The following is a 24,819-nucleotide window of genomic DNA, read 5'->3' on the forward strand; positions in this document are numbered from 1 at the left end:
ATCAGACCGGCCAGACGTACGGCAGGTCGTCGGCGACGTCCCCGAAACGGGGGACGTAGAACTCGGGGTCCTTGCGCACGAGGTTGGAGCGGTGCGCGAGGTGGAACGCCTCGTCTCCGATCCAGGGCGGGAGGTCGAGCTCGTTCTGCGTGAGGCCGTCGACCTCGGGCGCGAAGACGCGGATCTTCTCTCGGACGGTGTCGGCTCGGCCCTGGGCGATCCACTCGTCCGTCATGACGAGGCCGTACGACACGAGTGCCGGCAGGTGTCCGTCCCACATCTTCGCCGCCGGATGATGACGCCAGCCATGGTCGGGTACGGTCAACGCGCGCAACAGCTGGAACGTCTCGACACGCTGCTTGCCCAGGCGCTTGAGGTCGAGGGCGGCGGCGGATGCCGTGAACGAGGGGTACGGCAGGAAGGTCTGCACGCGCTCAGTCGGCGCTGGTGACCGACTGGACGCTGCCGTCGGAGGCGAGGTTCACCAGGAGCACGTCGTCGGTCGCGTCGGGGTCCAGCGCGTACTCGAGGACGGCGAAGGGGTCGGCACCCCCGTGCTCGTCGGCGAGGATCGTCATGCTCATCAACTGCAGCGCCTTGATGACGTCGATGTGCGTGTCGCCCGAGACGTCCGTCAGAAGGTCCTCGAGCTCCTCGCCGAGGGTCGCCTGCTGCTGAAGGATGTACTCGGTCACCTCGCTGGTGCGCGAATCGAGTTCGTTCACCATGGCGTTGCGCGCGGCGAGGTCGATCGACTCGAGTGAGGAGACCATGGATGCCGCGACATCGAGCGCCTCGACCGACACGTCGTCCTGGTCGGGTGCGGTCAGATCGACGGTCACGCTCTGGTCGCCGAACTCGACGTTCTCGCTCCAGAAGATCGACCCGTCGGGGCCCGACTCGAGGAGTCCGAAGAAGTCGTGCTCGATCGCCATGCCTCCATGTAAGCAGTCCGCCCGGTGTTCGGGAAGACGACCCGCCACGGTCGGTGCGTGCGGTAAAGGCGCGCGGGGCTCAGTCGACGAGCGAGGCCGCGAAGACGTGCGGGGTGAAACCGGTGAGGTCGTTGATGCCCTCGCCCTGGCCGAGGAGCTTCACCGGGATGCCGGTGCGCTCCTGCACCGCGAGGACGAAGCCGCCCTTCGCGGAACCGTCGAGCTTGGTGAGCACCAGTCCCGTGACCCCGGCGCTGTCGAGGAAGGCCTGGGCCTGCATCAGGCCGTTCTGACCGGTCGTCGCGTCGAGCACGAGCAGCACCTCGCTGATGGGCGCCTGCTTCTCGATGACGCGCTTGATCTTTCCGAGCTCGTCCATGAGGCCGCCCTTGGTGTGCAGGCGACCGGCGGTGTCGACGAGGACGATCTCGGTGCCCGTCTCTTTCGCGTGCGCCACGGTCTGGAAGGCGACGGATGCCGGGTCCTGACCCTCGTGCTGGGGACGAACGATCGTCGCTCCCCCGCGCTCGGCCCAGGTCGCCAGCTGATCGACGGCGGCGGCGCGGAAGGTGTCGGCGGCCCCGACCGTGACGGTCCGGCCGTAGCGCTGCAGGAACTTCGCGAACTTGCCGATCGTGGTGGTCTTGCCGACGCCGTTGACGCCGACGACCAGGACCACCGCGGGGCGCTCGGTCAGTCGCAGCGTCGTGTCGAACTTCGCGAAATGCTCCTCGAGCGTCTCGCGGAGCATGCGCTGCAGGTCGCGCGGGTCGGTCGTGCGGAAGCGCTCGACCTTCTCGCGGAGTTCGTCGACGAGGCGCTCGGTCACGTCGGGGCCGAAGTCGGCCGTCAGCAGAGCGGTCTCGAGGTCGTCCCACGTGGTCTCGTCGATCGTGGGTTTGACGAACAGTCCGCGCAGCGCGCGGCCCAGCGACCAGGAGTTCTCAGCCATTGCTTCAGCTTACGGGGGTGGCTTCGTCACGGGCGGCGTCGACGGATGCCGCGGGAGTCGCCTCGGCGCCGGCGGCGGCGCGATCGCCGACCCGCTGACCGACGACGGCTGAGACCCCGTCCTGACGCATCGACACCCCGTACAGCGCGTCGGCGATCTCCATCGTGCGCTTCTGGTGCGTGATGACGATGAGCTGGCTGCTCGCGCGGAGCTTCTCGAACACCCCGAGCAGGCGGCCGAGGTTCGCGTCGTCGAGTGCCGCCTCCACTTCGTCGAGGATGTAGAAGGGGCTCGGTCGCGCCGTGAAGATCGACGTGAGGAAGGCCACCGCCGCGAGCGAGCGTTCCCCGCCCGACAGCAGTGACAGCCGCTCGATCTTCTTGCCCACCGGACGCACCGCCACCTCGATGCCGGTCGTCAGCGGGTGGTCGGGGTCGGTGAGCGAGATGCTCCCCGCGCCTCCGGGGAAGAGGATCGGGAAGATCTCGGTGAAGGCGGCCCGCGTGTCCTCGAAGGCCGCGACGAAGATCGTCTGCATGCGCTCGTCGAGGTCGGCGATGATCGTCTGCAGATCCGCGCGGGTCTGCTGCAGATCCGCCAGTTGCTCGGTGAGGAAGGCGTGCCGCTGTTCGAGAGCGGCGAACTCCTCGAGCGCCAGCGGGTTCACCCGGCCGAGTTGTGAGAGCTTGCGTTCGGCATCCTGCAGTCTGCGCTTCTGCGCGGCCCGCTCGAACGGGACCCCCGCCTCGGTGTTTTCGGCGGGGATCGGCTGGTCGGGACCGTATTCCGAAACGAGAATGTTCTCGTCGAGGGCGAGTTCGGATTGGACGCGTTCGAGCAGCCCCGTCACGTGCAGCTTCTTCTCGTGCATCTGGAGTTCGAGCCCGTGCACGCTCTCGGTCAACCGCGCGAGACGCTCGCGCACGAGGGCTTCGTCGGCGCGCGCCCGCGCGAGCTCTGCGGTGATCGCCGTGCGGGCGGATTCCGCGGCCGCGAGCTCGACACGCGCCTGGCTGACCGAGCGGTCCACCGAGTCGAGCAGGGCCGGGAGGTGACCTGCGACCTCGGCGGCGATCTCTCGCTGCGCGCGACGCAGCACCGCACGCCGGGCGGCTTCCGCGGCCGCGGAGCGCTCGCGCTCGCGCTGCTGTTCGAGCTGGACGATACGGGCCTCCCCCGCGCGGACACGCTCCTTCAGCGTCTCAATGTCGAGCCGTGCGCGCATCTCGCCCTCCCGCGCGGCGTCGACCTCGGCCGCGAGACCTTCGCGGGCCGACGCGTCGAGCAGGGGACGCGGCGCCTCGAGCGCGCGGGTGAGGGTCTCGTCGGCGCGGCGCGCCGCCTCCTCGGCCTCGGCGACAGCCGTCTCGGTCTGCGCGAGACCCGCGGCCAGGCGATCGCACTCGGCGACCACCGCCTCGTGGCGTACGGTCACCCGATTGACCTTCTCGGCGCGGGCCGCGAGGGCCGCGTCGTGGGCGCGCAGCGTCGAGAGTGCGTCTTTCGTGCGCTGACGCGCATCGACCTGGGCGCGTTGCTCGTCGGCCAGCGCCTCGCGGAGCGAGTCGGCGATCACGACGATCTCGTCGAGTCGCTCGGCGGCGGCATCCCTCTCGGCGGCGAGTTCGAGGCGTGAGCGCCCCGACCCCGAGCCGGCGCGGACGGTCCGCGCGGTCACGACTTCGCCGGCGCGCGTGACCACCGTCACGTCGTTCGCGAGGTTCGACTGCGCCGCGCGCGCGGCGTCGAGATTGTCGACGATGAGAACGCGAGACAGGATGCCGAGCACCCCGGCCGACGCCGTCACGACATCCGCCGCGGCGATCGCTCCCTCGAGCACGGACCCGGACGAATCCGGCCCGGGAGCGTGCGCCAAGACGATCTCGACCAGACCGAGATCGGCCTCGGCCGCGGTGTGCGCGGCGGTGAAGGCGGACGCCGCGTCGTCGACGAGCAGTCCCTCGGCGAGGGTGCCCAGCACCGCGGCCACCGCCGCCTCGTACCCCGCTCTGACCTTTACGTCGTCGCCGACCAGACCCCGGATGCCGGCACCCCCCGCCGCGATCAGCTCGGCGGCCGCGTTGCGGACATCCAGAGCACGGCCGAGCGCCGTGGTCTGGGCCGTGAGCGCGTCGCGCTCTCGCTCAGCCGCGTGAAGCCGTTCGCGGAGTGCGGCGACTCGCGCCTCGACGTCGTTGGCGTCGCGCTGCGCGCGCTCGTAGGCGGCCGCGTGCTCGGCGGTGGAGGCTTCGGGAACGACGTCGGGGTCGAGCTCGGCTCGCGCCTGCTCGGCCTCGGCCCGTCGAACGAGAGCGGCGTCGAGCGCCCGCTGTTGGCGTTCGACCCCGGCGCGCACGGCGGCGAGGGCGGAGTTCGCGGCGTCCGCCGCGCCCCGTAGGCTCGTGATCTTCATGTCGTGCTCCGACACGAGGGCGCTCTGCGCAGCGATGTCGACGTCCAGCGCGTCGAGGTCGCTGCGGGCGCGCGTCACGGCGCGGGCCGCCTCAGCCGCGGCATCCTGCGCATCTCCGAGGCCCGCCGCGATCTCGTCGATCTCGGCGCGGACGTCGTCGATCATCGACTGGGTGACGGTGGGCGAGAACCCGGCTCCGTCGGTCTCGTCGTCGCCGAGGAGTGTCAGTCGTTGGCCCGCGAGCGTATAGAGCCCGCGGAGTCGCTCCTGCACCTGCTCGAGGGCGAAGGCAACGCTGCGCGCACGATCGACGGCCTCCGAACGCTGGTCGTGTTCGAGGCGCTCCACTCGTCCGCGGACTCCCTCGGACTGCTCCTGCAGGCCCAGGCGTTCGGTGTGGCGCTCGCTCTCGGCGCGTGCGGCGTCAGCCAGTTCGGCGCGCAGACGGACGAGCTCGTCGGCGTACAGTCGCGCTTTCGCGTCTCGGACCACGGCGGCGATCGTGGCGGCTTCGCGAGCGATCTCGGCCTGCTTGCCCAGTGGCTTCAGCTGCCGACGCAGCTCGCCCGCCAGGTCGCTCAAGCGCGTGAGGTTCGTCTCCATCGCCTCGAGCTTGCGGACGGTCTTCTCTTTGCGGCGGCGGTGCTTCAAGATGCCCGCGGCCTCTTCGATGAAGCCTCGCCGGTCTTCCGCCGACGCCTGGAGCACGGTGTCGAGGCGTCCCTGCCCGATGATGACGTGCATCTCGCGGCCGAGGCCGGAGTCGCTGAGGAGTTCCTGCACGTCGAGAAGTCGACACGTCTGCCCGTTGATCGCGTACTCGCTCGCGCCGGTGCGGAACAGCGTGCGGCTGATCGTCACCTCGCTGTAGTCGATCGGGAGGGCCCCGTCGGCGTTGTCGATGGTGAGCTGCACCTCGGCGCGACCCAGGGGGCCTCGCGTCGACGTGCCGGCGAAGATGACGTCCTCCATCTTGCCGCCGCGGAGGGTCTTCGCCCCCTGCTCCCCCATGACCCAGGCGAGCGCATCGACGACGTTGGACTTGCCCGAGCCGTTCGGGCCGACGATGCACGTCACCCCCGGCTCGAGCGCGAAGGTGGTCGACTGGGCGAAGGACTTGAAGCCCTTGAGCGTCACGCTCTTCAGGTGCATGTCACCCGCCTTCCGCTCGATCGACCCGCGTGTTCACGGTAGCCGAGAAACCGCGGGATTCCGCGGCGGCGGGCCGGCGCGCGGAGTTCGACGCGCCCGGCGTCCATCCGAATCTGAGCGAGAGCTTGACATTCGCTGACAGCCTTCGCTAGCGTCTGAGGTCGCAACCGACGTCGAAAGGAGGTTACTTCCATGATTCGCACCACGACCGGCTTCACCGCCCCAGGCTTCACCGCCGTCCCCGTGCTCTCCGCATACGCCACGGGAGTGACCACCGCCGTCGGCATGCCCCCTCGTCAGGGCTAGTTCGTCGCGTCGAGACGCCTCGTCGTCTCCGCTTCTCGTGAGCCCCGTCTTCTCGACGTCGGCCACCTGGACCCTCTGCGTCCGCCCCCGCGTGAGCTGTCTGCTCGACGCGTCTCTCCCTCGCTAGATCTTCTTACGGAGCTTCCGCATGAATGCCCTGTTCACGCGCGCGCCGCAGCACTCCTCGGCCGCGCCTTCCCCCCCGCCCACCCCCTCGACGATCACGTTCGACACGACGGCGTACCGGCCGCTGGGTCTGCTCGACCGCCTGTCGCTGCGTCTGGGTCTCTGGCTGCTGAACCGGCATGCCAACAGAGCCCGCGCCCTCGACACCCGAGCAGTCGAGGCTCTTCGAGCCCGCGACGCGGCCGCCGAGCGCGCCCGCCGCGAGCAGGCCTGGCAGAGCGCCGCGGCGTTCAGCCGCCCGCCGTTCTGATCCCGGTGGGGTCGGCCTTCGAGTCGACCCCACCCCCACCCTCTTCTCATCCGACGAAAGACCTTCCAGTGACTTCCCTCCCCGCCGGCCTCGAGCTGCGCCCTCTTCACATCCCCTCCCGGATCGATGCTCCGGATGCCACGGACTTCCGCGAGATGGTCCGCCTCCGCAACCTGATCTCCTCCGAGATCTCGGGCCACGACGACTCGTCGATGCCCGCCGACGAACTCCTCCCGCTCTACCAACCCCGACCCGAGATGAAGCGATTCGCGTGGATCGCCGTTCACCACGGCGAGGTCGTCGGGCGCGTGGGTCTCGACTTCCCGCAGGAGGAGGGCGCCCGCACCGGGTTCTGGCTCATCGAATTGCGCCGCTCCGCGTGGGGGCACGGAATCGGGCGCGCCGCCTACGCGCTCATCGAGAACATCGCGCGCGAGCACGGGCGTACCGTCCTGCAGTCGTGGGCCGAGCACCCCGCCGCCGAGGGACCGCGCCTCGAGGCGCCGACGGGGTTCGGCTCGATTCCCCGGGATCGAGCGGCGCGGTTCCTTCTGGCATCCGGATTCTCGCTCGAGCAGATCGTGCGGGTGAGCGCGCTTGATCTCGCCGGGGCTCGACCGCGTCTCGAGGAACTCCTCACCGAGGCGGAGCAGGCGGCCGTCGGGTACCGGATCGTTCAGTGGGCGCTCCCCACTCCCGACGAGTTCGTCGACTCCTTCGCGTGGATGAAGTCCCGCATGGTGACAGACGCCCCCTCGGCGGACCTCGAGTTCGACGAGGAGGTCTGGGATGCCGCCCGCGTCCGCCGCTACGAAGCGGGTTACACCGACGCGGGGCGGCACATGCTCGTCACCGCCGCCCAGCACGTCGACACCGGCGAGCTCGCGGCCTTCAACGAGTTGGTCATCGGCAAGGACCGCACCGCGGCGACCAGCCAGGAGGACACCCTCGTCGTCGCGTCGCACCGAGGCCACCGGCTCGGAATGCTCGTGAAGTGCGCCGGGCTCCTGGCCTGGAACGACGTCGCTCCCCGGTCGCCCCGCGTGCTGACCTACAACGCCGAGGAGAACCGCCCCATGCTCTCGATCAACGAGGCCATCGGCTTCGCACCGATCTCGTACGAAGGGGTGTGGAAGAAGGTGCTGTGACGCAGTGGAGGGGCGCTGTCATCGCACGGCGGTGACCCCGGTCGGGACGTCCGGCACCTCGCCCGGCCAATCGCCCAACCGTACGCGGGCAGGCGATCCCTCGACAGTGTCGACGTTGGCCACGGTGAGGCCCTCCGATTCCGGAACAGGGTCTCTCGGTTCGATCCACTCCGCCGCAGCGGCCGCCTTCGCGACGTCGAAACCGTTCGCGGGGTCGTCCGTCACCGTCAGAGATATCTGGGCGTTGGGCAGGTATCCGTTTCGCACCGACCACGCCGATTCGGTCAGGAAGGTGACCAGCGCGGGACCATCGACGATCCGATAACCGGGATCGACCGTGACCGCGATGTCGTAGCCGGTGTTCCCCTTGATGTTCGCGCGTTCCCCACCCTGGAAGTCGACGGTCAGACCCGGGATCCGTGCGATGGCGGACCGCGCCTCGCTGAGCGTCTGGCCACCGCTGGGAGCGTCGTGCGGAATGAGGTCAGCCCGAGACGGGCCGCAGCTCGTCAGTCCGACCATTCCTGCGGCGACGACGACCGCGATGATCCCTCTTCGGTAACGCGTCAACTCGCGCCCCGTCCCTCGACCATTGCCGTACCGGACGCCGCGGAAAAGGTCTCCCGTCTCGCCGCCCCCAGCGATCCCTTCATCGTAGGGTGCCGGAGGTCACGCGTTCTGCTGCGCGGGGCGGATGTCCCTTGCGAGCCGTGAGGTATCGGAACGTGCACGCGAGAACCACATGACGCCTCTTCTCTCAACGCCGCTTCTGGCAGTGCGGGCAGAAGTGGCTCGACCGGTTCATGAACGACACGCGCACGATCGGTCGCCCGCACCGCGGACACGGCTGGCCGGTGCGCCCGTACGCATTGAGCGAGTGCGCAAAGTAGCCGGCCTGCCCGTTGACGTTGACGTACTGGGCGTCGAAGCTCGTTCCGCCCTCGGCGAGGGCCTTCTCGAGCACCGCCTGCACTTCGGCGAGCAGGCGGTTCACCGCGCGCGTCGGAAGATCGGATGCCGCGGTCTCGGGGTGGATGCGCGCAGCCCACAATGATTCGTCGGCGTAGATGTTGCCGATACCGCTCGCCGCCGTCTGATCCAGAAGCACACGTTTGATCCCCGAGGAGGTACGGGCCAATCGCGCGCGGAATCGTGCGGCGTCGAACGCGGGGTCGAGGGGATCGCGGCCGATATGCGCGACCTGCGTCGGTACGCGTGGGAGGTCCGAGCCGCGACCGCCGGGAGCGCCGTCGGGCGTGTCGACCAGGCTGTCGATCGCGAGCGAACCGAACGTGCGTTGATCGACGAACACGACCGACAGCGGCCCGTGCACCGGGTGCGCCAGCTCGATGCGGATGCGCTCGTGTCGCTCCTCCGGCGCTCCGGGGGCACGAAGGAGCATCTGGCCGCTCATTCCCAGATGGGTGACGATGGCCTCGTCGCCGGCCACCGGCATCCACAGGAATTTGCCTCTGCGCACGGCGGACGCGATGCGTCGGCCGGTCAGCTCCGCCTCGAAGTGCGCGGCTCCCCCGGTGTGACGGGTCAGCGCGCGGTCGTCGCGCACATCGACAGACGAGATGAGGGCGCCCGTGACGGCGGGCTCGAGACCGGCGCGGACGACCTCGACCTCGGGAAGCTCAGGCACGCGCGTCGAGCTCGCGCCACGCGGTGAGAGCCGCAGCCATCTCGGCGTGCTTCTTGCTGGAGCCGACGCCCGTGGTCACGACGTCGCCCGTGGTGACGGTGGCGGTGAACCGGCGGTCGTGATCGGGCCCGGTCGCCTCGACCGTGTAGACAGGAGCCGCGAGACCGAGTCGGGCCGCGATCTCTTGCAGGCTCGTCTTCGGGTCCATCGCCGCGCCGTACCGCTCGGGGTCCGCGAGAAGCGGTTCGACCAGGCGCAGCACCATGCCGGTCGCCGCGTCGGGGCCGGCCGACAGGAAGGTCGCGCCGATCAGCGCCTCCATGGTGTCGGCGAGGATCGAGTCCTTGTCGCGCCCACCGGTGAGGATCTCGCCGCGGCCCAGCCGCACGTGGTCGCCGAGTCCGATCGTGCGGGCGACCTCGGCCAACGCGACCGTCGACACGACGCTCGCGCGCCGCTTGGCGAGGCTTCCCTCGTCGAGATCGGGATGCCGCGTGAACAGCCGGACCGTGACGGCCTGGCCGAGCACGGAGTCGCCGAGGAACTCGAGGCGCTCGTTGTGCGGAATGCCGCCGTTCTCGTACGCGAACGAACGGTGGGTCAGAGCAAGAGAAAGAAGCTCGGGGTCGATCTCGACCCCGAGCTTCTCGGTGAGCGCTGCGCGCTCGACGTTGTTACGCGTCACGAATCGCCGATCAGACGTCGGCGACCTTGCGGCCCTTGTACTCGAGGAAGAGCTCGGTGCCCTGCGAGTCGGTGACGACCTTCGCCTGGTGGGGGCGGCTGTAGACGACCTTGCCGTTCTCGATGGTCTTGACCAGCGCGGGGGCTTCAGCCTTCCACTGCGCACGACGCGAGCGGGTGTTGGAGCGGGAGACCTTCCGCTTCGGGGGGTTACCTGCCATGACTAGCTCTTCTCTGTCTTGGGGGCGGCGCGGGGCGCATCGCCGTCGTCTGGGGTGTACTGCTGGAGCGCAGCCCATCGAGGATCGACAGGCGTCTGCTCCGTGGTGCCGGGGCCTTCCGTCAGCCTCTCGCCCGTGTTCGGGTCGAGCCCGGGGCAGTCCGGCTGACACACCGGCTGGAACGGAAGCGAAAGGACAATAGCATCCCGGACCAGATTTTCAAGATCCACGTGGTCGTCTTGAACGTCGAAGTCGTTCGCTTCGTCCCCAGGATACGCGAAAAGTTCCTGGAACTCGACTTCGACAGGCTCGGCGATGTCGATCAAGCAGCGTCCGCACACTCCGACGGCAGTGGTGTCGACGGTGCCCGAGACGAGAATGCCCTCGTGCACGGACTCGAGACGCACGTCGAGCTCGAGGATCTCGCCCTCGGGGACCGCGAGCAGTCCCTCGCCCCACTTCTCGGGGGTGGGCAGGTCGAGCGTGTGTTCGCGCATCTCGCCCGGGTGGCGCTCGATGTCGCGTACGGGGAGCTGGAAAGGTCCGGGTCGGCGAGTTCTCACGGTCGTCAATGCTACCCGTGCGCTCCTGGGCGGGGGCCGGGCGTCGCCCGTCGGCGCGGCGGTACGGTCGCCTGCCCGACGGTCCGAGCGTGTCAGATGCCGCGGGCGCCGGTGTCGAGGAACCGCGCCACCGCGGGCGGGACGTAAGGCGAGACATCGCCGCCGAGACCCGCCACCTGACGCACGAGCGAGCTCGAGACCAGCGCATGAGAGGGGTCGGGGAGCAGGAAGACCGTCTCGACGTGGGCGAGGTCGCGGTTCACGATCGCCATGGGCGTCTCGTACGCCACGTCGACCTGCGAACGGATGCCCTTCACGAGCACCTTCGCTCCCACCTCGGTGCAGTAGTCCACGAGCAGGCCCATGCTCCACGCGGCGACGATCACGTCGCCCTCGACGCCCGCCTCGGCGATCGACTGCTCGAGCAGACTCTGCCGCTGAGCGATGGGGAGCATCGCCTCTTTGCCCGGGTTGTGGACCACGAGCACGTGCAGCTGGTCGAAGAGACCCGCCGCGCGCCGGATCACATCGAGGTGACCGAGCGTGGGAGGGTCGAACGAGCCGGGAACGACGGCGATCCGGGGGTTCATGCCGCCAGCCTACCGATGCGACCGGGGCAGCGACCCGACGGTCAGGACTTCGCCAGGGCAGCGCGCTCCTCGACTCCGACACGGCGCTCGAGGGCGGCGGCGAGCCCGGGATGCCGGCGCAGAGCCGGATCGTCGGCGAGAAGTCTCTCGCCCTCGGCGCGGGCCTCGGTGATGAGGTCGGCGTCGGTGACCACTCGCAGCAGACGTAGCGACGAACGCGCTCCCGACTGCGCGCCGCCGAGCACGTCACCTTCGCCGCGCAGGTCGAGGTCGACCTCGGCCAGGGCGAAGCCGTCGAGGGTCGCTGCCACCGCCTCGACGCGTGAGCGCGCCGAGGTTCCGGGCGAGGCTTCGGTCACCAGCAGGCAAAGGCCCGGGAGCCCCCCTCGCCCGACGCGTCCGCGCAGCTGATGCAGCTGCGAGACGCCGAAGCGATCAGCTTCGAGGATGACCATCGTGGAGGCGTTGGGCACGTCGACGCCGACCTCGATCACGGTGGTGGCGACGAGAACGTCGATGTCTCCGCGCGCGAAGGCCTGCATCACGGCGTCTTTCTCGTCGGAGGGCATCTTGCCGTGGAGGATCTGCACGCGGATGCCGCTGAACGTCGGCAATCGCGACAGCAACGCCTCGACCTGCACGACACCCCACCGCGTGCGGGCGCCCTCGGCGGCGGCGGCCGGTGCGTCCGCCGGTTCGTCGGTCTTCTCGTCGGCGGTGAGCTGGTCGGAGTCGATCGCGGCGCACACCACGAACGCCTGGCGCCCGAGGGCGACCTCTTCGGCCACGCGATCCCACACGCGGGCGAACCAGGCGGGCTTCTCGGCGAGCGGGGCGACGAACGACTGGATGCCGGCTCGCCCGGCCGGCATGGTGCGGATGGTCGAGACGTCGAGGTCGCCGAACACCGTCATGGCGACGGTGCGCGGGATGGGGGTCGCCGTCAGCACGAGCGTGTGCGGAGAACTGCCTTTGGCGCGCAGCGCCTCGCGCTGGTCGACGCCGAAACGGTGCTGCTCGTCGACGACGACGAAGCCGAGGTCGGCGAAGGTGGTGGTCGCGCTCAGGAGCGCGTGAGTGCCCACGACGATGCGCGCCTGGCCCGAGGCGACCCGCAGGGCCGCACGGCGACGCTCCGCCGCCGGCATCTGCCCGGTGAGCAGGGTCGGCATGACCTCGGGGGCGAGCTCGGGGCCGAGCATGCGGGCGATCGAGCGCAGGTGCTGACCGGCCAGCACCTCGGTGGGGGCGATGAGGGCGGACTGCCCGCCGGATTCGGCGACCTGCAGCATCGCGCGCAACGCCACCAGCGTCTTGCCCGAGCCCACCTCGCCCTGCACCAGACGGTTCATGGGCCAGTCGGCGACGAGGTCGGCCTCGAGCTGCGCGCCGACGCTCTGCTGGTCGGCGGTCAGTTCGAAAGGGAGGATCGCGTCGAAGCGCTCGAGCAGACCACCGGGCGCCGCCGGCCGCCTGGTCGCCGACAGCGCCCGCACGAACTGCCGCTGCTGGAGCAGGGCGGTCTGCAGCACGAAGGCCTCGTGCATGCGCAGGGTCGCGATCGCGGACGGGATGTCGTCATCGGTCTCGGGGCGATGGATCTGCTCGAACGCCGCGCGCGCCGGGAGGAGACCGCGGCGGGTTCGCAGGTCGTCGGGCAGGGGGTCCTCGACCTCTCCGAGTCCGTCGAGCACGAGCGAGATCGTCTTCTGCACGAGCGTGCTCGGGATCGAGCTCGTCGCGGGATAGATCGGGATGGGCCGCTTCGCCGTCACCTCGGCCTCGGCGCGAGCCTCGGCGATGTCGTCGAACAGCTCGTAGTCGGGGTTCGTCAGCTGCGTCTGGCGACGATACTCGCCGACCTTGCCCGAGAAGATGCCGCGGCGCCCCGGAGTGAGGTCTTTCAGGCGCCAGGGCTGATTGAAGAAGGTGAGCGACATGCGCCCGTCGCCGTCGCTGATGACGACTTCGAGCAGCGAGCCGCGGCGGTTCTGCATGCGACGCTCGTTCGCGCTGACCACCTCGGCCACGATCGTGACCGGCTCGCCGAGCGGGAGGGAATCGATGGGCGTGAGCTCACCCCGACGGGCGTAGCGGCGGGGGTAGTGCTCGAGCAGCTCGCCCACCGTCTTCACGCCGAACGCCTTCTCGAATGCCGTCGCGGTCTTGCCGCCGATGGCGCCGTCCAGGCGCGACGCGAGCGAGAATCCGGGCATGCTCCGAGTCTAGGCAGGCCCCCGGACATCGCCGTTCGCTCGCGCGCACGGGACCGCCGCACCGAGGACCCTAGGCTGGAGAGGTGACGCGCATCATCTCGGGCCTGGCCGGAGGCACGGTCCTCGACGTGCCCCCCAAGGGCACACGCCCCACGAGCGACCGCGTCCGCGAGTCGCTCTTCGGAGCGCTCGAGTCCGCGGGCCTGCTCGACGACGCACGCGTGGCGGATCTGTTCGCGGGCTCCGGCGCCCTGGGGCTCGAGAGCCTCAGCCGCGGTGCCTCCTCCGCGGACCTCGTCGAGCTGTCGGCACCCGCCGCGGCCCTCATCCGCAAGAACGCAGAACGGGTGAAGGGGGCCGGCGTCACCGCCCCCGCGCGCGTGCACAAGGCGCACGTCACGACGTTCCTCTCGGCATCCACCCTCGAGTGGGACCTCGTCTTCCTCGATCCGCCCTACGACCTCGCCGACGACGAGCTCACGAAAGCGCTCGTCGCGCTCGCGCCGCGCCTGCACCCCGACGCCACGGTGATCGTCGAGCGGGCGAAGCGATCCGCCGCCCCCGAGTGGGCCGCCGCCGGACTCGAGGCCGAGCGCGACCGCGCCTACGGCGACACCACGATGTGGTGGGGACGACCGCGGGGCGTCTGATCCCTCAGCCCCGACCGGCATCCCAGTCGCGGTAGGGATCCCAGCCGCCCCGGCCCGACCAGGGATGATCGTCGACGGTGACGGCTTCGCTCCCGCGCGCCACGACCGTTCCCACACGACGGCCCAGCGGGTCCGCTTCGGCGGCGAACGTCACGAGGAACCCATGGTCCTCTCCCCCGCCGAGCGCGCGGTCGGGGTCGTCACCGAGGGTCGCGGAGTCGAGGGCGATCGTGACCCCGGAGGCATCGGCCATACGCGTGGCGTCGAGGACGAGACCGTCGGAGATGTCCATCATCGCGGTGGCCCCCGCATCTGCGGCGCGCAAGGCCTCCGCGATCGGCGGTCGCGGCGTGAGCTGGCGAGCCAGTCCGCGTGCGTCGTCGGCACCGAGCGCCGCCCGGGCCTCGGTCGTGATCACAACGGGAGTGCCGTCGGCATCCCGGAACCGCCCGAAGAGCACCTCGAGTCCCCGCGCGGCCTCGCCGAGCTCGCCGATCACGTAGACGCCGTCTCCGACGCGGGCACCGGAGCGACGCACGGGATCGCGGCCGTCGAGGCTCCCCAGGGCCGTCACGGCGATGGTCAGGGTGTCCGAGACCGTGAGGTCGCCCCCCTCGACCGCGCAGTCCGGTGCCAGCTCGGCGCAGGCCGCCGCGAGGCCGTCGGCGAACCCGCGGACGAACGTGACAGGAGTGTCGTCGGGCATCGCGAGCGCGACGAGCAGAGCGATCGGTCGCGCACCCATCGCGGCGACATCGGCGAGGTTCACCGCCGCGGACTTGAAACCGAGATCGAACGGCGACGACCACGCCAGCCGGAAGTCGGGCCCGTGCACGAGCGTGTCGGTCGTCGCGACGACCCGCCGGTCGGGAACCGACAGCACAGCGGCATCGTCACCGGGCCCGACCGGGGCGGTCGACGGCGGAAGACGGTCCAGGATGCCGCGCAGGATCTGCCCCTCGGACAGCTCGCCCACAGTGGTTGCACGGGTGGTCTCGGCGTCGGTCACTCCCCCACGCTATTAGCCTGGAGGGGTGCCCCGCTCCTCCCGCCTCCTCGCGCTCCTCGCCGCCGCCGCCCTCCTCCCCGGGCTCGCGGCGTGCAGCACCACGGTCGCGATGCAGCCGGCCAAGAATGCGAACGACCCGGCGTGCGCCGAGATCACCTCGCGACTGCCCCAGACGATCTCGGGGCAGAACCGCCGCTGGACCGACGCGCAGTCGACCGGTGCGTGGGGAGATCCCACCGCGATCCTCATGACGTGCGGGCTCGAGACCCCCGGCCCGTCCACCCTGCCGTGTCGCCCGTTCAACGGCGTGGACTGGCTGGTCGACGAGTCGCAGGCGGCCGACAACCGGTACACCCTGACAACGTTCGGGCGCAGCCCCGCGGTCCAGGTCTACCTGGACTACAAAGAGGCCAGCAGCGCCGATGTGGCCCAGGCCCTCGGACCGCTGATCAGCCAGTACCTGCCGTCGACGGGCGCCGTGTGCACCTCGGCCTCCGATGCCCCGCCCTCGCCGAGCCCGACGCCGTAGCGCGCGCCGCGTCCGACCCCGCGTGCACAACCGCGGGACTCTTCCCGACACACCGGCGTCACCGACCCCGGCGACGGCGCGCCGCCGGCCCGGCCCGCCGTTGCGCACGGCGAGCCGGGCCGCGACTCAGGCCTTCGCGAGGGCCGCGTCGAGCAGGTCGCTGATGAGGTCGGGGTAGGACAGGCCCGAGGCGATCCAGCAGGTCGGGAACATCGAGATCGGCGTGAACCCGGGCATGGTGTTGACCTCGTTCACGTAGAACTCGGTGCCGGTGTAGAAGAAGTCGACGCGCGCGAGGCCCTGGCCGCCGATCGCCTCGAACGCCTGGGCGGCGATCCGCTGCATCTCGGCGAGCTCGCCGTCGCGCAGGTCGGCGGGGCACACGAGCTCGACGCCGGCAGCCCCGAGGTACTTCGCCTCGAAGTCGTAGAACTCGCGTCCCGTCACGACGATCTCGCCGGCGACGCTGACACGCACCGGTCCGCCATCGCGCCCGGGGAGCACGCCGCACTCCACCTCGCGGCCGACGATCGCCTTCTCGACCAGCACCAGGCCGTCCTCGGCGAACGCGGTGTCGAGAGCGGCGTCGAGGTCGTCCCACTGCGACACCTTCGTGACGCCGACGCTGGAACCGGCCTCGTTCGGCTTGACGAACACGGGCAGGTCGAGCGCGCGGATGCGGCGCTCCCACAGCGAGCGATCGCGCGCGAGGTCGGCGCGGGTCACCGCGACCCACGGCACCACGGGCACGTTCGCCGCGCGCAGCACCTGCTTGGTCACGTGCTTGTTCATGCCGATCGCCGACATCAGCACTCCGCCGCCGGCGTACGGGATGCCGAGCAGCTCGAGCAGCCCCTGCACCGTGCCGTCCTCACCGAAGCGGCCGTGCAGGATCGGCAGGACGACGTCGACGTCTCCGAGGGAGCGGGTGCCCTCGGCATCCGTCACCGTCCACTCGCGCGAGAGCGTCGAGTCGGGCAGACGAACGCGCGTGCCGTTGTCGCGCACCTCGGGCAGTGCGTCGGGGATCAGCGCGAACTTGTCGGGATCGTCGTCTTCGAGAACGAAGGCGCCGTCGCGGGTGATGCCGACCGGGATGACCCGGAAGCGGTCACGGTCGATCGCCCGCAGCACCCCGCCCGCCGTGGCGGAACTGATCGAATGCTCGCTGGAGCGCCCGCCGAAGAGCACCACCACCACCGGTTTGGTCATTCTGCGTCCTCTCGCCCTGCGGCTGGTCGTCGTCTGTCGTCAGGTGCGGTGCGATGTCGCGCGGGTCCATGGTCCCGTCGAGCACCATCTTGACCTGCTGCACGATGGGCATGTCGACGCCGACCTGCTTCGCGAGTTGCAGGACGGGGGCGACGGATGCCAAGCCCTCCGCGGTCTGCTGCATCTGGGTCACGACCTCTTTGTAGCCGTAGCCCTGGCCGAGCAGGCGCCCGGCGGTGTTGTTGCGGCTGAGCGGCGACTGGCACGTCGCGATGAGGTCGCCGAGGCCGGCGAGGCCCTGCAGGGTCTCGGGCTGGGCGCCCTGCGCCACGGCGAAGTCGGTCATCTCGACGAGGCCGCGCGTGATGATCGAGGCTTTCGTGTTCTCGCCGTAGCCCACGCCGTCGACGATGCCGATCGCGACGGCGATCAGGTTCTTCAGCACGCCGCCGAACTCGGTGCCGATCACGTCGGTGTTCACGAACGAGCGGAAGTACCTGTTGCGCGCGCGGCGGGCCACGGCCTCGGCGGTTTCGGGGCTCAGCGAGCTGATGACGGCCGCGGTGGGCTGCTCGCGGGCGATCTCGAGGGCGAGGTTGGGACCGGATGCCACGGCGATGCGGGCCGGGTCGCACTGGAGCACCTGTTCGATGACCTGGCTCATGCGCAGCCCGGTCGACTTCTCGACGCCTTTCATGAGCGAGACGAGCGGCACGTCGGTGCGCTCGACAAGGGGTCGGATGGCGGCGAGGTTCTCGCGCAGCGACTGGCTCGGCACCGACAGGAAGATCTGCTCCGCGCCGTTCAGCGCCTCGGCGAGGTCGGTGGTGGCCGTCATGGTCCGCGGCAGGTTGATGCCCGAGAGGTAGCGGCTGTTGCGCTTCGACTCGGTGATCTCTGCGGCCAGCTCGGGGCGGCGCGCCCACATGACCACCGAGGCTCCGCCGTCGGCGAGGATCTTGCCGAATGTCGTGCCCCAGCTGCCCGCGCCGACGACGGCGACCTTCGGTCCGGCGACCGGCGCGGGGCTCTTACGACTCAAGGCGACCCGTCTCGTTCTGCCCGTGCTGCGACGGGTTCCAGCGCTCCGCGGGAGCGGGAAGACCCCGGATGCCGGAGAGCATCGCGGTGATCTCGTTCATCATCGCGTCAGTGGCCTTCGTCAGGGTGGCCGGCTGGGTGCGCGTGGCGGCGTAGGCGCTCATGTCCATGGCGGGGCCGAACTCGACGATGACGTGCGAGCGGCGGGGAAACTTCAGCTTCCCGTACCGCGGGAGGATCTGCTGCACGCCCCACTGCGCCATGGGGATGAGCGGCAGATCGGCGGCGAGGGCCAGGCGAACCGCCCCGGTCTTGCCGCGCATCGGCCACAGGTCGGGGTCGCGCGTGAGGGTTCCCTCGGCGTACACGATCACACCGCGGCCGTCGCGGGCGATCTGCTCGGCAGCTTTCATCGACTGGTTCGCGCTGGTCGAGGCCCGCGGCACCGGCACCATGCCGGTGGCACGGAGCGCCGCACCGAGGACGGGCACCTTGAACAGACTCTCTTTGGCCATGAACCGCGGGGCGCGACCGAGCCGCCAGACGGCGACGGCCACGATCACCGGGTCGAACTCCGAGTTGTGGTTCGGAGCGATGACGTAGGCGCCCTCGCTCGGGAGGTTCTCGCCCCCGCGGATCTCGATCCGGGCGAACAGGCCCGTGATCGGCACGATGATCGCCGCGAGCGGCCAGAAGGCGCTCGGCTTCGTCTTCTCGGGCGAGGCGGCCACGGATCAGCCCACGACGTCGAAGTCGGCGTCGAGAGCGGTCAGCTTCTCGAGGAACTTCTCGTAGCCCCGGCGGATGATGCCGATGTTGCGCACGGTCGACTCGCCCTCGGCGGCCAGGGCCGCAATCACGTAGCTGTAGCCGCCGCGCAGGTCGGGGACCTCGACGTCGGCGCCGTGCAACGGCGTCGGGCCGTTGATGACGGCCGCCTGCTCGAGGTCGCGACGCGGCACCCGACGATCGGGGCTCGAGATGCCCTTGGGGTGCACGACGATGTCGGCGCCCATCTTGTTGAGCGCCTCGGTGAAGCCCAGGCGGTTCTCGTACACGGTCTCGTGGACGGTGGAGGTGCCGGGGGCCTGCGTCAGGGCGACGATGAGCGGCTGCTGCCAGTCGGTCATGAAGCCGGGGTGCACGTCGGTCTCGACCATGACGGGCTTGAGGGCGTCGCCGCGGCGGAACAGGATGCCGTCCTCGCGGACGTCGAACCAGCCGCCGGCCTTGCGGAAGACGTTGAGGAAGGTCAGCATGTCCTGCTGGCGGGCGCCCTTGGCGAAGATCTCGCCGTCGGTCGCCAGCGCGGCACAGGCCCACGAGGCGGCTTCGTTGCGGTCGAAGATCGCGCGGTGGTCGTAGCCGACGAGCTTGTCGACGCCCTCGATGAAGATGACGCGGTTGGGCTCGTACGAGATGATCGCGCCCATCTTCTGCAGGACGGCGATGAGATCCATGATCTCGGGCTCGATCGCGGCGTTGCGCAGCTCCGTGACGCCCTTCGCGCGGACGGCGGTGAGCAGGACCTGCTCGGTCGCGCCGACGCTCGGGTAGGGCAGGGTGATATTGGCGCCGTGGAGGCCGTTCGGGGCCGTGATGCGGATGCCCTCGTAGCTCTTGTCGACGACGGCGCCGAAGGCGCGCAGGGCGTCCATGTGGAAGTTGATCGGGCGATCGCCGATGCGGCATCCGCCGAGGTCGGGGATGAGCGCCTCGCCGAGCAGGTGCAGCAGCGGCCCGCAGAACAGGATCGGGATGCGCGAGGCCCCCGCGTGCGCGTCGATCTCTTCGAAGTGCGCGGCGACCGCGCCCGAGGGGTCGAGGTGAAGCGTGCCCTCCTCGTCACCCTCGGTCACGGTGACGCCGTGCACCTCGAGGAGCGACCGGACGACCTTGACGTCGCTGATCATCGGCACGTCGCGGAGCGTGCTCGTGGTCTCGCCCAGGAGCGCGGCCACCATGGCCTTCGTCACCAGGTTCTTCGCGCCCTTGACCTCGACGGTCCCGCGCAGGGGCCGACCGCCGCGGATCGAAAGAGTTTCGGCCGCCTCCCAGTCGGGCTGTCCGGGGTTCTGGTCTCCGGAGTCGGTGACGAGTGTGCTCATGGGGGTGGACCTCACTTCGTGGACGAGGGGCGGCAGATCGACCCGATCGGGTCGATCGGGCTCAGCGGACCGGAAGGGTCTGCGGCCGCCATGCCTCGCGGCGCGCCTCGAACTGCGTGATCTTGTCTTCGTCACGCAGAGTGAGCCCGATGTCATCGAGCCCTTCGAGAAGCCGCCACCTAGTGTAATCGTCGATCTCGAACGAGACCTGGAGGTCGCCGACCGTGGCGGTCTTCGCGGTAAGGTCCACGGTCATCTCGATGCCCGGGTTCGCCTCGAGGACGGCCCAGATCTGCTCGACCTCGTCCTCGGTGATCACGCCCGTGACCAGGCCTTGCTTGCCCGAGTTGCCGCGGAAGATGTCGGCAAACTTGGGGCTCAGCACGACACGGAACCCGTAGTCGCGCAGCGCCCACACGGCGTGCTCGCGGCTGGATCCGGTGCCGAAGTCGGGGCCGGCGACGAGGACGGATGCCGAGCGGTAGGCGTCCTGGTTGAGCACGAACCCGGGGTCCTGGCGCCAGTTCGAGAACAGGGCGTCTTCGAAGCCGGTCTTGGTGACGCGCTTGAGGAACACCGCGGGGATGATCTGGTCGGTGTCGACGGCGGAGCGCTTCAGAGGCGCGGCGACACCGGTGTGCGTGGTGAACTTCTCCATGTCAGGCCTCCGCCCCGGTCGAAACGGTCTCGGTGGGAACGGGGTCCAGATCGGCCGGGCTCGACAGCGTTCCGCGCACGGCCGTGGCCGCGGCGACCAGCGGCGAGACGAGGTGCGTGCGCCCGCCCTTGCCCTGGCGTCCTTCGAAGTTACGGTTCGAGGTCGACGCGCAGCGCTCCCCCGGGGCCAGCTGGTCGGGGTTCATGCCCAGGCACATCGAGCACCCCGCGAAGCGCCATTCGGCGCCGAAGTCGGTGAAGACCTTGTCGAGGCCCTCGGCCTCGGCTTCGAGGCGCACACGCGCCGATCCCGGCACGACCATGACGCGGACGTTCTCGGCCTTGGTGCGTCCCTCGATGACCGAGGCGAAGGCGCGGAGGTCTTCGATGCGGCTGTTGGTGCAGGAACCCATGAACACGGCATCCACTGGGATGTCCTTCATCGGGGTGCCGGCCTGCAGGTCCATGTACTCGAGCGCCCGCTCGGCGGCGGCGCGCTCGTTGGGGTCGGTGATGTCGGCCGGGGTCGGAACGACGTCGCTCAGCGAGACGCCCTGGCCCGGGTTCGTGCCCCAGGTGACGAAGGGTTCGAGCTCGTTCGCATCGAGGAAGACCTCGGCGTCGTAGACTGCGCCCTCGTCGCTCGGCAGCGTGCGCCAGTAGGCGACCGCGTCGTCCCAGTCCTGGCCCCGCGGCGCGTGGGGCTTGTCCTTGACGTAGGCGAAGGTCGTCTCGTCGGGGGCGATCATGCCCGCGCGGGCGCCGGCCTCGATCGACATGTTGCACATCGTCATGCGCCCCTCCATCGAGAGGGAGCGGATCGCGCTGCCGCGGAACTCGAGCACGTAGCCCTGGCCGCCGTTGGCACCGATCTTGGCGATGATCGCGAGGATGATGTCCTTCGCGGTGACGCCGGGCTTCAGCTCGCCTTCGACGGTGATCGCCATCGTCTTGAAGGGCTTGAGCGGCAGGGTCTGGGTGGCGAGCACGTGCTCGACCTCGCTGGTGCCGATGCCGAACGCCATCGCGCCGAACGCGCCGTGGGTCGAGGTGTGCGAGTCGCCGCACACGACGGTGATGCCCGGCATGGTGAGGCCGAGCTGCGGGCCGACCACGTGGACGATGCCCTGCTCCTTGTCGCCCAGCGAGTGGATGCGCACGCCGAACTCGTCGGCGTTGCGGCGCAGCGTCTCGATCTGCGTGCGGCTGGTGAGGTCGGCGATCGGCTTGTCGATGTCGAGGGTCGGGGTGTTGTGGTCTTCGGTCGCGATCGTCAGGTCGAGCCGGCGCACGGGGCGACCCTCGGCGCGCAGGCCGTCGAAGGCCTGAGGGCTCGTCACCTCGTGCACGAGGTGGAGGTCGATGTAGATGAGGTCGGGCTGACCGTTCTCGCCCTTGACCACGAGGTGGTCGTCCCAGACCTTCTCGGCCAGGGTGCGAGGGTTCTCGGGAATCGTGCTCATGTTTGCGTTTCTCCTCGGAAGGGGGTGTGAGGCCCGCGACGAACTCCGCGACGAGAGAGGCCTAGAACAAGGTCTCGTCGCGGCCGCTAAGGAGGAGGCGAGCGATCCGCACGTCGTCACGATACCACCGGCGTCCGACACCCCCGCCGCCGGGGACGGGTGGCGGATGCCGCGTCGGCGGCGTCACAGAGCGACGCACGTTTCGCCGCCCGGAGCCCGCGCGTGCGAATCTGGGCCGACCCGAAGGAAGGAGTGCGCCATGGCCGCAGGCGCCGACACCGGTTTCTCCACTCGCCAGGTCCACGCAGGAGCGGCGACCGCGCAGGCGAGCCCGCGCGCGACCCCGATCTACCTCACGGCGGGCTTCACGTTCAGCGACCTCGACGAGTCGGCCGCGCACTTCGGCGAGGGCACGGGCTTCGGCTACAGCCGCACCGGCAACCCCACCGTGCACGCGGTCGAAGAGCGTCTCGCCTCGCTCGAGGGCGGCGACCAGGCCGTGCTCGTCTCGAGCGGTCAGGCGGCGGTCACCGTCGCGCTGCTCGCCCTCGCCGGAGCCGGCGACCACGTCGTCGTGTCGGAGCACATCTACGAGGGCACGCGCGGCCTCCTGCTCGATAACCTCGCGCGCCTCGGCGTCGAAACGACCTTCGTCGACACCGACGACCTCGACGCCTGGCGCGCCGCGATCACGCCCCGGACCCGGGCCCTCTTCGCCGAGACGCTCTCGAACGCCCGCAACGACGTGCTCGACGTGGCCGCGGTGGCGGCCATCGGCGCCGCGCAGGGCATCCCGCTCGTCGTCGACAGCACGTTCACCACTCCGTACCTGCTTCGCCCGATCGAGCACGGGGCCGCAGTCGTCGTGCACTCGGCGAGCAAGTTCCTGGCGGGTCAGGGTGCCGTGCTCGGCGGTGTCATCGTCGATGACGGTCGCTTCGACGCCGCGGCATCCGGTCACCGCTTTGCCCACCTCGTGCAGACCGACCGTCTGGGCGGGGCGAGCTACGCCGAGAAGTACGGCGCCCGCGCGCGCGGGCAGTACATCCGCGAGAGCGTGGCGCCGCGGTTCGGCCCCTCGCCCTCGCCGCTGAACGCCTTCCTGATCGGCCAGGGCATCGAGACCCTGAGCCTGCGCGTCGAGCGGCAGTCGCAGAACGCCCTCGCCGTCGCCCGCTGGCTCGAACAGCGCCCCGAGGTCGAGCGCGTCGACTACATCGGTCTCGACTCGCACCCCCACCACGGTCTCGGTGAGCGCTACCTGACGCGCGGCTTCGGGTCGGTCTTCACCGTCACCCTGCGCGGCGGTCTCGAGGCGGCGCGCCACGTCGTGCAGTCGGTCGAGGTCATCACGCACATGACCCACCTCGGCGACGTGCGCTCGCTCGTGCTGCACCCGCAGAGCACCTCGCACGCCGCCCGCACCGTCGCCGAGCGCGAGCGGGCGGGCGTCTTCCCCGGCACGATCCGCCTGTCGATCGGCATCGAAGACATCGACGACCTGCTCGCCGACCTCGAACAGGCGCTCGTGCGCGTCCCCGTGCTCGAGCGCGAGACGGTCGTGCTGTGAGCCGGCTGCAGCACTTCGGCTGGTTCCTCGCGCGCGGCTTCGGCCCCCACGGGTGGGGCCACCCCTACCTGCGCTGGAACCACCGCTGGACCGAGCCCGGCCTCTACCAGGACTCCGCCCGCACGCTCGAGCAGGCCGGCTTCGACCTGCTGATCATCGAAGACGCGCCCTCGCTGGGCAGCGCCGACACGATCGACCTGCGCGTGCGTCACGCCTTCGGCGGGCCCAAGCACGACCCGCTGCTGCTCGCACCGTACCTGTTCGCGGCGACGCAGCATTTGGGCGTGGTGCCGACGGTCAACCCGGCCGCGTACCTGCCGTACACCGCCGCTCGGCAGTTCGCGACGCTCCAGCACCTGAGCGGCCACCGTCTCGGCCTGAACGTCGTCACCGACACCGGCAGCGCGCGCCACTTCTCGACCGCGCCGCAGCTCGGGCACGATGCGGCCTACGACCGGGCGGAGGAGTGGCTCGACGGCATCCGGAAGCTCTGGAACAGCTGGGGCGAGGGCGCTCTCGTCGCCGACGAAGAGACGGGTGTCTATGCCGACGGCACGAAGCTCGAGGCGGTGCGGCACCGGGGAGAGCACTTCGGCTTCGACGGACCGCTGAACGCGGTGCCCTTCACCGACGGCGCGCCCGCGATCGTGTCCCCCGGCGGATCCGGCCGCGGCCTGTCGTTCGCCGGGCACAACTCCGACGTGCAGCTCGCGCTCGCACCTCTCGACGAACAGAGCATCCGGGCCTACCGCGGCCGCATCCACGCGGCAGCCGAGGCCGCCGGGCGCACATCGGCAGACATCAAGATCCTCTTCGCGATCCAGCCCGTGCTCGTCTCGTCGCCGGAGGAAGCCGACCGCCTGGTCGCGGCATCCGCTCACCCCGATGACGAGGCGCTCGTCGCCATCGCCCGCAAGCAGTCGAGCGATCTCGAGACCGATCTGACCGGTCTCGACCTCGACAAGCCGCTCGACCGGTCGATCTTCGGCGAGCACGTGTCGGAGGGCAGCATCAAGCGGCTCGTCGGAAAGCACGACGACGACGCTCCCCTGCGCACGATCCTCGCCGCGCACGCACGCGTGGGCCGCCTGGACGACGGCTCCGGCTTCGTGGGGACGGCCGACGAGTTCGCCGACCGCATCGAAGAACTCGGCACGTGGGGCAATGACGGCGTGCTGCTGTGGGGCGACCTGCACCCTGTCACCGTGCATCGCGTACTCGATGACCTCGTGCCGATCCTGCGTCGGCGCGGCATCCTCCGCGAGGAGTACGTCGACGGCGGACTTCAGGCGAATCTGCGCGCGTTCTAGATTCCG

General features: G+C 70.2%; 24 protein-coding genes. 6 read left to right on the top strand and 18 right to left on the bottom strand.

Features of this window, described 5'->3' with window-relative positions; genetic code table 11:
* Window position 1: 1 nt before the first annotated feature.
* From AB6V31_RS07395 to smc, 4 genes are all read right to left on the bottom strand, one after another.
* Entirely contained in the window at window positions 2-430 is a 429-nt protein-coding gene (locus tag AB6V31_RS07395) for an MSMEG_6728 family protein (protein WP_056230872.1), read from the bottom strand.
* Window positions 431-434: 4 nt separating this feature from the next.
* Window positions 435-935 carry a DUF2004 domain-containing protein gene (locus AB6V31_RS07400; protein WP_056230870.1) on the bottom strand — a complete coding sequence of 167 codons (501 nt, stop codon included), beginning with the start codon at window positions 933-935 and terminating at the stop codon, window positions 435-437.
* Between the two features lie 79 nt (window positions 936-1,014).
* Entirely contained in the window at window positions 1,015-1,887 is an 873-nt protein-coding gene (ftsY, locus tag AB6V31_RS07405) for a signal recognition particle-docking protein FtsY (RefSeq protein ID WP_056230868.1), read from the bottom strand.
* 4 nt (window positions 1,888-1,891) lie between these two features.
* On the bottom strand, window positions 1,892-5,452 hold the full coding sequence (gene smc, locus AB6V31_RS07410; RefSeq protein ID WP_369364847.1) for a chromosome segregation protein SMC: 3,561 nt from the start codon (window positions 5,450-5,452) through the stop codon (window positions 1,892-1,894).
* Window positions 5,453-5,906: 454 nt separating this feature from the next.
* Between smc and AB6V31_RS07415 the strand changes: the two genes are divergently transcribed.
* Both AB6V31_RS07415 and AB6V31_RS07420 read left to right on the top strand, forming a co-directional pair.
* Window positions 5,907-6,194, top strand: coding sequence for a hypothetical protein (locus tag AB6V31_RS07415; RefSeq protein ID WP_369364849.1), 288 nt, complete (start codon window positions 5,907-5,909; stop codon window positions 6,192-6,194).
* A 68-nt stretch (window positions 6,195-6,262) separates the two neighbouring features.
* Window positions 6,263-7,342 carry an N-acetyltransferase family protein gene (locus tag AB6V31_RS07420; RefSeq protein ID WP_369364851.1) on the top strand — a complete coding sequence of 360 codons (1,080 nt, stop codon included), beginning with the start codon at window positions 6,263-6,265 and terminating at the stop codon, window positions 7,340-7,342.
* An 18-nt stretch (window positions 7,343-7,360) separates the two neighbouring features.
* On the opposite strand, the gene AB6V31_RS07425 is transcribed toward AB6V31_RS07420, so the two are convergent.
* The 7 genes from AB6V31_RS07425 to AB6V31_RS07455 all read right to left on the bottom strand — a co-directional run bounded on the left by AB6V31_RS07425 (window position 7,361) and on the right by AB6V31_RS07455 (window position 13,264).
* Window positions 7,361-7,912, bottom strand: a complete 552-nt coding sequence (locus AB6V31_RS07425) for a hypothetical protein (RefSeq protein WP_369364852.1) — start codon at window positions 7,910-7,912, stop codon at window positions 7,361-7,363.
* Between the two features lie 187 nt (window positions 7,913-8,099).
* Complete coding sequence (mutM, locus tag AB6V31_RS07430; RefSeq protein ID WP_369364854.1) at window positions 8,100-8,990, bottom strand: bifunctional DNA-formamidopyrimidine glycosylase/DNA-(apurinic or apyrimidinic site) lyase; 891 nt, start codon at window positions 8,988-8,990, stop codon at window positions 8,100-8,102.
* Window positions 8,983-9,675 (bottom strand): ribonuclease III, encoded by a 693-nt coding sequence (gene rnc / locus AB6V31_RS07435; RefSeq protein WP_056230854.1) that lies wholly within the window; start codon window positions 9,673-9,675, stop codon window positions 8,983-8,985. The genes mutM and rnc overlap by 8 nt, the downstream gene beginning before the upstream one ends.
* 10 nt (window positions 9,676-9,685) lie before the next feature.
* Window positions 9,686-9,895: a 50S ribosomal protein L32 gene (gene rpmF, locus AB6V31_RS07440; protein ID WP_013586329.1), complete on the bottom strand. Its 210-nt coding sequence runs from the start codon at window positions 9,893-9,895 to the stop codon at window positions 9,686-9,688.
* 2 nt (window positions 9,896-9,897) lie between these two features.
* Window positions 9,898-10,392: a DUF177 domain-containing protein gene (locus AB6V31_RS07445; RefSeq protein ID WP_369365080.1), complete on the bottom strand. Its 495-nt coding sequence runs from the start codon at window positions 10,390-10,392 to the stop codon at window positions 9,898-9,900.
* A 158-nt stretch (window positions 10,393-10,550) separates the two neighbouring features.
* On the bottom strand, window positions 10,551-11,048 hold the full coding sequence (coaD, locus tag AB6V31_RS07450) for a pantetheine-phosphate adenylyltransferase (protein WP_074695116.1): 498 nt from the start codon (window positions 11,046-11,048) through the stop codon (window positions 10,551-10,553).
* 41 nt (window positions 11,049-11,089) lie between these two features.
* Window positions 11,090-13,264 carry an ATP-dependent DNA helicase RecG gene (locus tag AB6V31_RS07455; protein ID WP_369364857.1) on the bottom strand — a complete coding sequence of 725 codons (2,175 nt, stop codon included), beginning with the start codon at window positions 13,262-13,264 and terminating at the stop codon, window positions 11,090-11,092.
* An 83-nt stretch (window positions 13,265-13,347) separates the two neighbouring features.
* Here AB6V31_RS07455 and rsmD point away from each other — a divergent pair, with 83 nt between their 5' ends.
* Complete coding sequence (gene rsmD, locus AB6V31_RS07460) at window positions 13,348-13,914, top strand: 16S rRNA (guanine(966)-N(2))-methyltransferase RsmD (protein WP_369364858.1); 567 nt, start codon at window positions 13,348-13,350, stop codon at window positions 13,912-13,914.
* A gap of 4 nt (window positions 13,915-13,918) precedes the next feature.
* Here rsmD and thiL read toward each other — a convergent pair whose 3' ends face one another.
* Window positions 13,919-14,923 carry a thiamine-phosphate kinase gene (gene thiL, locus AB6V31_RS07465; RefSeq protein WP_369364860.1) on the bottom strand — a complete coding sequence of 335 codons (1,005 nt, stop codon included), beginning with the start codon at window positions 14,921-14,923 and terminating at the stop codon, window positions 13,919-13,921.
* A gap of 25 nt (window positions 14,924-14,948) precedes the next feature.
* On the opposite strand from thiL, the gene AB6V31_RS07470 reads away from it, so the two are divergent.
* Window positions 14,949-15,452, top strand: coding sequence for a DUF3515 family protein (locus tag AB6V31_RS07470; protein WP_369364862.1), 504 nt, complete (start codon window positions 14,949-14,951; stop codon window positions 15,450-15,452).
* Between the two features lie 126 nt (window positions 15,453-15,578).
* Here the strand turns inward: AB6V31_RS07470 and AB6V31_RS07475 are convergent, their stop codons facing one another.
* From AB6V31_RS07475 to leuC, 6 genes are all read right to left on the bottom strand, one after another.
* Window positions 15,579-16,664: a D-alanine--D-alanine ligase gene (locus AB6V31_RS07475; protein ID WP_279366793.1), complete on the bottom strand. Its 1,086-nt coding sequence runs from the start codon at window positions 16,662-16,664 to the stop codon at window positions 15,579-15,581.
* Window positions 16,564-17,706 (bottom strand): NAD(P)H-dependent glycerol-3-phosphate dehydrogenase, encoded by a 1,143-nt coding sequence (locus tag AB6V31_RS07480; protein WP_074695121.1) that lies wholly within the window; start codon window positions 17,704-17,706, stop codon window positions 16,564-16,566. The genes AB6V31_RS07475 and AB6V31_RS07480 overlap by 101 nt, the downstream gene beginning before the upstream one ends.
* On the bottom strand, window positions 17,696-18,436 hold the full coding sequence (locus tag AB6V31_RS07485; RefSeq protein WP_074695122.1) for a 1-acyl-sn-glycerol-3-phosphate acyltransferase: 741 nt from the start codon (window positions 18,434-18,436) through the stop codon (window positions 17,696-17,698). Before AB6V31_RS07485 ends, AB6V31_RS07480 begins: the two co-directional genes overlap by 11 nt.
* Before the next feature lie 3 nt (window positions 18,437-18,439).
* On the bottom strand, window positions 18,440-19,813 hold the full coding sequence (murA, locus tag AB6V31_RS07490; RefSeq protein ID WP_074695123.1) for a UDP-N-acetylglucosamine 1-carboxyvinyltransferase: 1,374 nt from the start codon (window positions 19,811-19,813) through the stop codon (window positions 18,440-18,442).
* A gap of 61 nt (window positions 19,814-19,874) precedes the next feature.
* Window positions 19,875-20,471, bottom strand: a complete 597-nt coding sequence (gene leuD / locus AB6V31_RS07495; protein WP_074695124.1) for a 3-isopropylmalate dehydratase small subunit — start codon at window positions 20,469-20,471, stop codon at window positions 19,875-19,877.
* A gap of 1 nt (window position 20,472) precedes the next feature.
* On the bottom strand, window positions 20,473-21,933 hold the full coding sequence (leuC, locus tag AB6V31_RS07500; RefSeq protein WP_056230831.1) for a 3-isopropylmalate dehydratase large subunit: 1,461 nt from the start codon (window positions 21,931-21,933) through the stop codon (window positions 20,473-20,475).
* A gap of 259 nt (window positions 21,934-22,192) precedes the next feature.
* On the opposite strand from leuC, the gene AB6V31_RS07505 reads away from it, so the two are divergent.
* Together AB6V31_RS07505 and AB6V31_RS07510 are read left to right on the top strand one after the other, a co-directional pair.
* The gene (locus AB6V31_RS07505) at window positions 22,193-23,503 is read left to right on the top strand and encodes an O-acetylhomoserine aminocarboxypropyltransferase/cysteine synthase family protein (protein WP_369364866.1); all 1,311 of its coding nucleotides are present in this window, start codon (window positions 22,193-22,195) and stop codon (window positions 23,501-23,503) included.
* On the top strand, window positions 23,500-24,813 hold the full coding sequence (locus AB6V31_RS07510) for an LLM class flavin-dependent oxidoreductase (RefSeq protein ID WP_369364868.1): 1,314 nt from the start codon (window positions 23,500-23,502) through the stop codon (window positions 24,811-24,813). The genes AB6V31_RS07505 and AB6V31_RS07510 overlap by 4 nt, the downstream gene beginning before the upstream one ends.
* Window positions 24,814-24,819 lie beyond the last annotated feature (6 nt).

This window comes from Microbacterium sp. 16-032 (genome assembly GCF_041079455.1).
Classification (GTDB): domain Bacteria; phylum Actinomycetota; class Actinomycetes; order Actinomycetales; family Microbacteriaceae; genus Microbacterium; species Microbacterium testaceum_A.

Excerpts from the sequence above, each read along its gene's own strand:
- AB6V31_RS07400 (WP_056230870.1), bottom strand. The coding sequence starts at position 935 with ATGGCGATCGAGCACGACTTCTTCGGACTCCTCGAGTCGGGCCCCGAC.
- ftsY (WP_056230868.1), bottom strand. The coding sequence starts at position 1,887 with ATGGCTGAGAACTCCTGGTCGCTGGGCCGCGCGCTGCGCGGACTGTTC.
- smc (WP_369364847.1), bottom strand. The coding sequence starts at position 5,452 with ATGCACCTGAAGAGCGTGACGCTCAAGGGCTTCAAGTCCTTCGCCCAG.
- AB6V31_RS07415 (WP_369364849.1), top strand. The coding sequence starts at position 5,907 with ATGAATGCCCTGTTCACGCGCGCGCCGCAGCACTCCTCGGCCGCGCCT.
- rpmF (WP_013586329.1), bottom strand. The coding sequence starts at position 9,895 with ATGGCAGGTAACCCCCCGAAGCGGAAGGTCTCCCGCTCCAACACCCGC.
- AB6V31_RS07445 (WP_369365080.1), bottom strand. The coding sequence starts at position 10,392 with ATGCGCGAACACACGCTCGACCTGCCCACCCCCGAGAAGTGGGGCGAG.
- coaD (WP_074695116.1), bottom strand. The coding sequence starts at position 11,048 with ATGAACCCCCGGATCGCCGTCGTTCCCGGCTCGTTCGACCCTCCCACG.
- AB6V31_RS07455 (WP_369364857.1), bottom strand. The coding sequence starts at position 13,264 with ATGCCCGGATTCTCGCTCGCGTCGCGCCTGGACGGCGCCATCGGCGGC.
- AB6V31_RS07475 (WP_279366793.1), bottom strand. The coding sequence starts at position 16,664 with ATGACCAAACCGGTGGTGGTGGTGCTCTTCGGCGGGCGCTCCAGCGAG.
- murA (WP_074695123.1), bottom strand. The coding sequence starts at position 19,813 with ATGAGCACACTCGTCACCGACTCCGGAGACCAGAACCCCGGACAGCCC.
- leuD (WP_074695124.1), bottom strand. The coding sequence starts at position 20,471 with ATGGAGAAGTTCACCACGCACACCGGTGTCGCCGCGCCTCTGAAGCGC.
- leuC (WP_056230831.1), bottom strand. The coding sequence starts at position 21,933 with ATGAGCACGATTCCCGAGAACCCTCGCACCCTGGCCGAGAAGGTCTGG.
- AB6V31_RS07505 (WP_369364866.1), top strand. The coding sequence starts at position 22,193 with ATGGCCGCAGGCGCCGACACCGGTTTCTCCACTCGCCAGGTCCACGCA.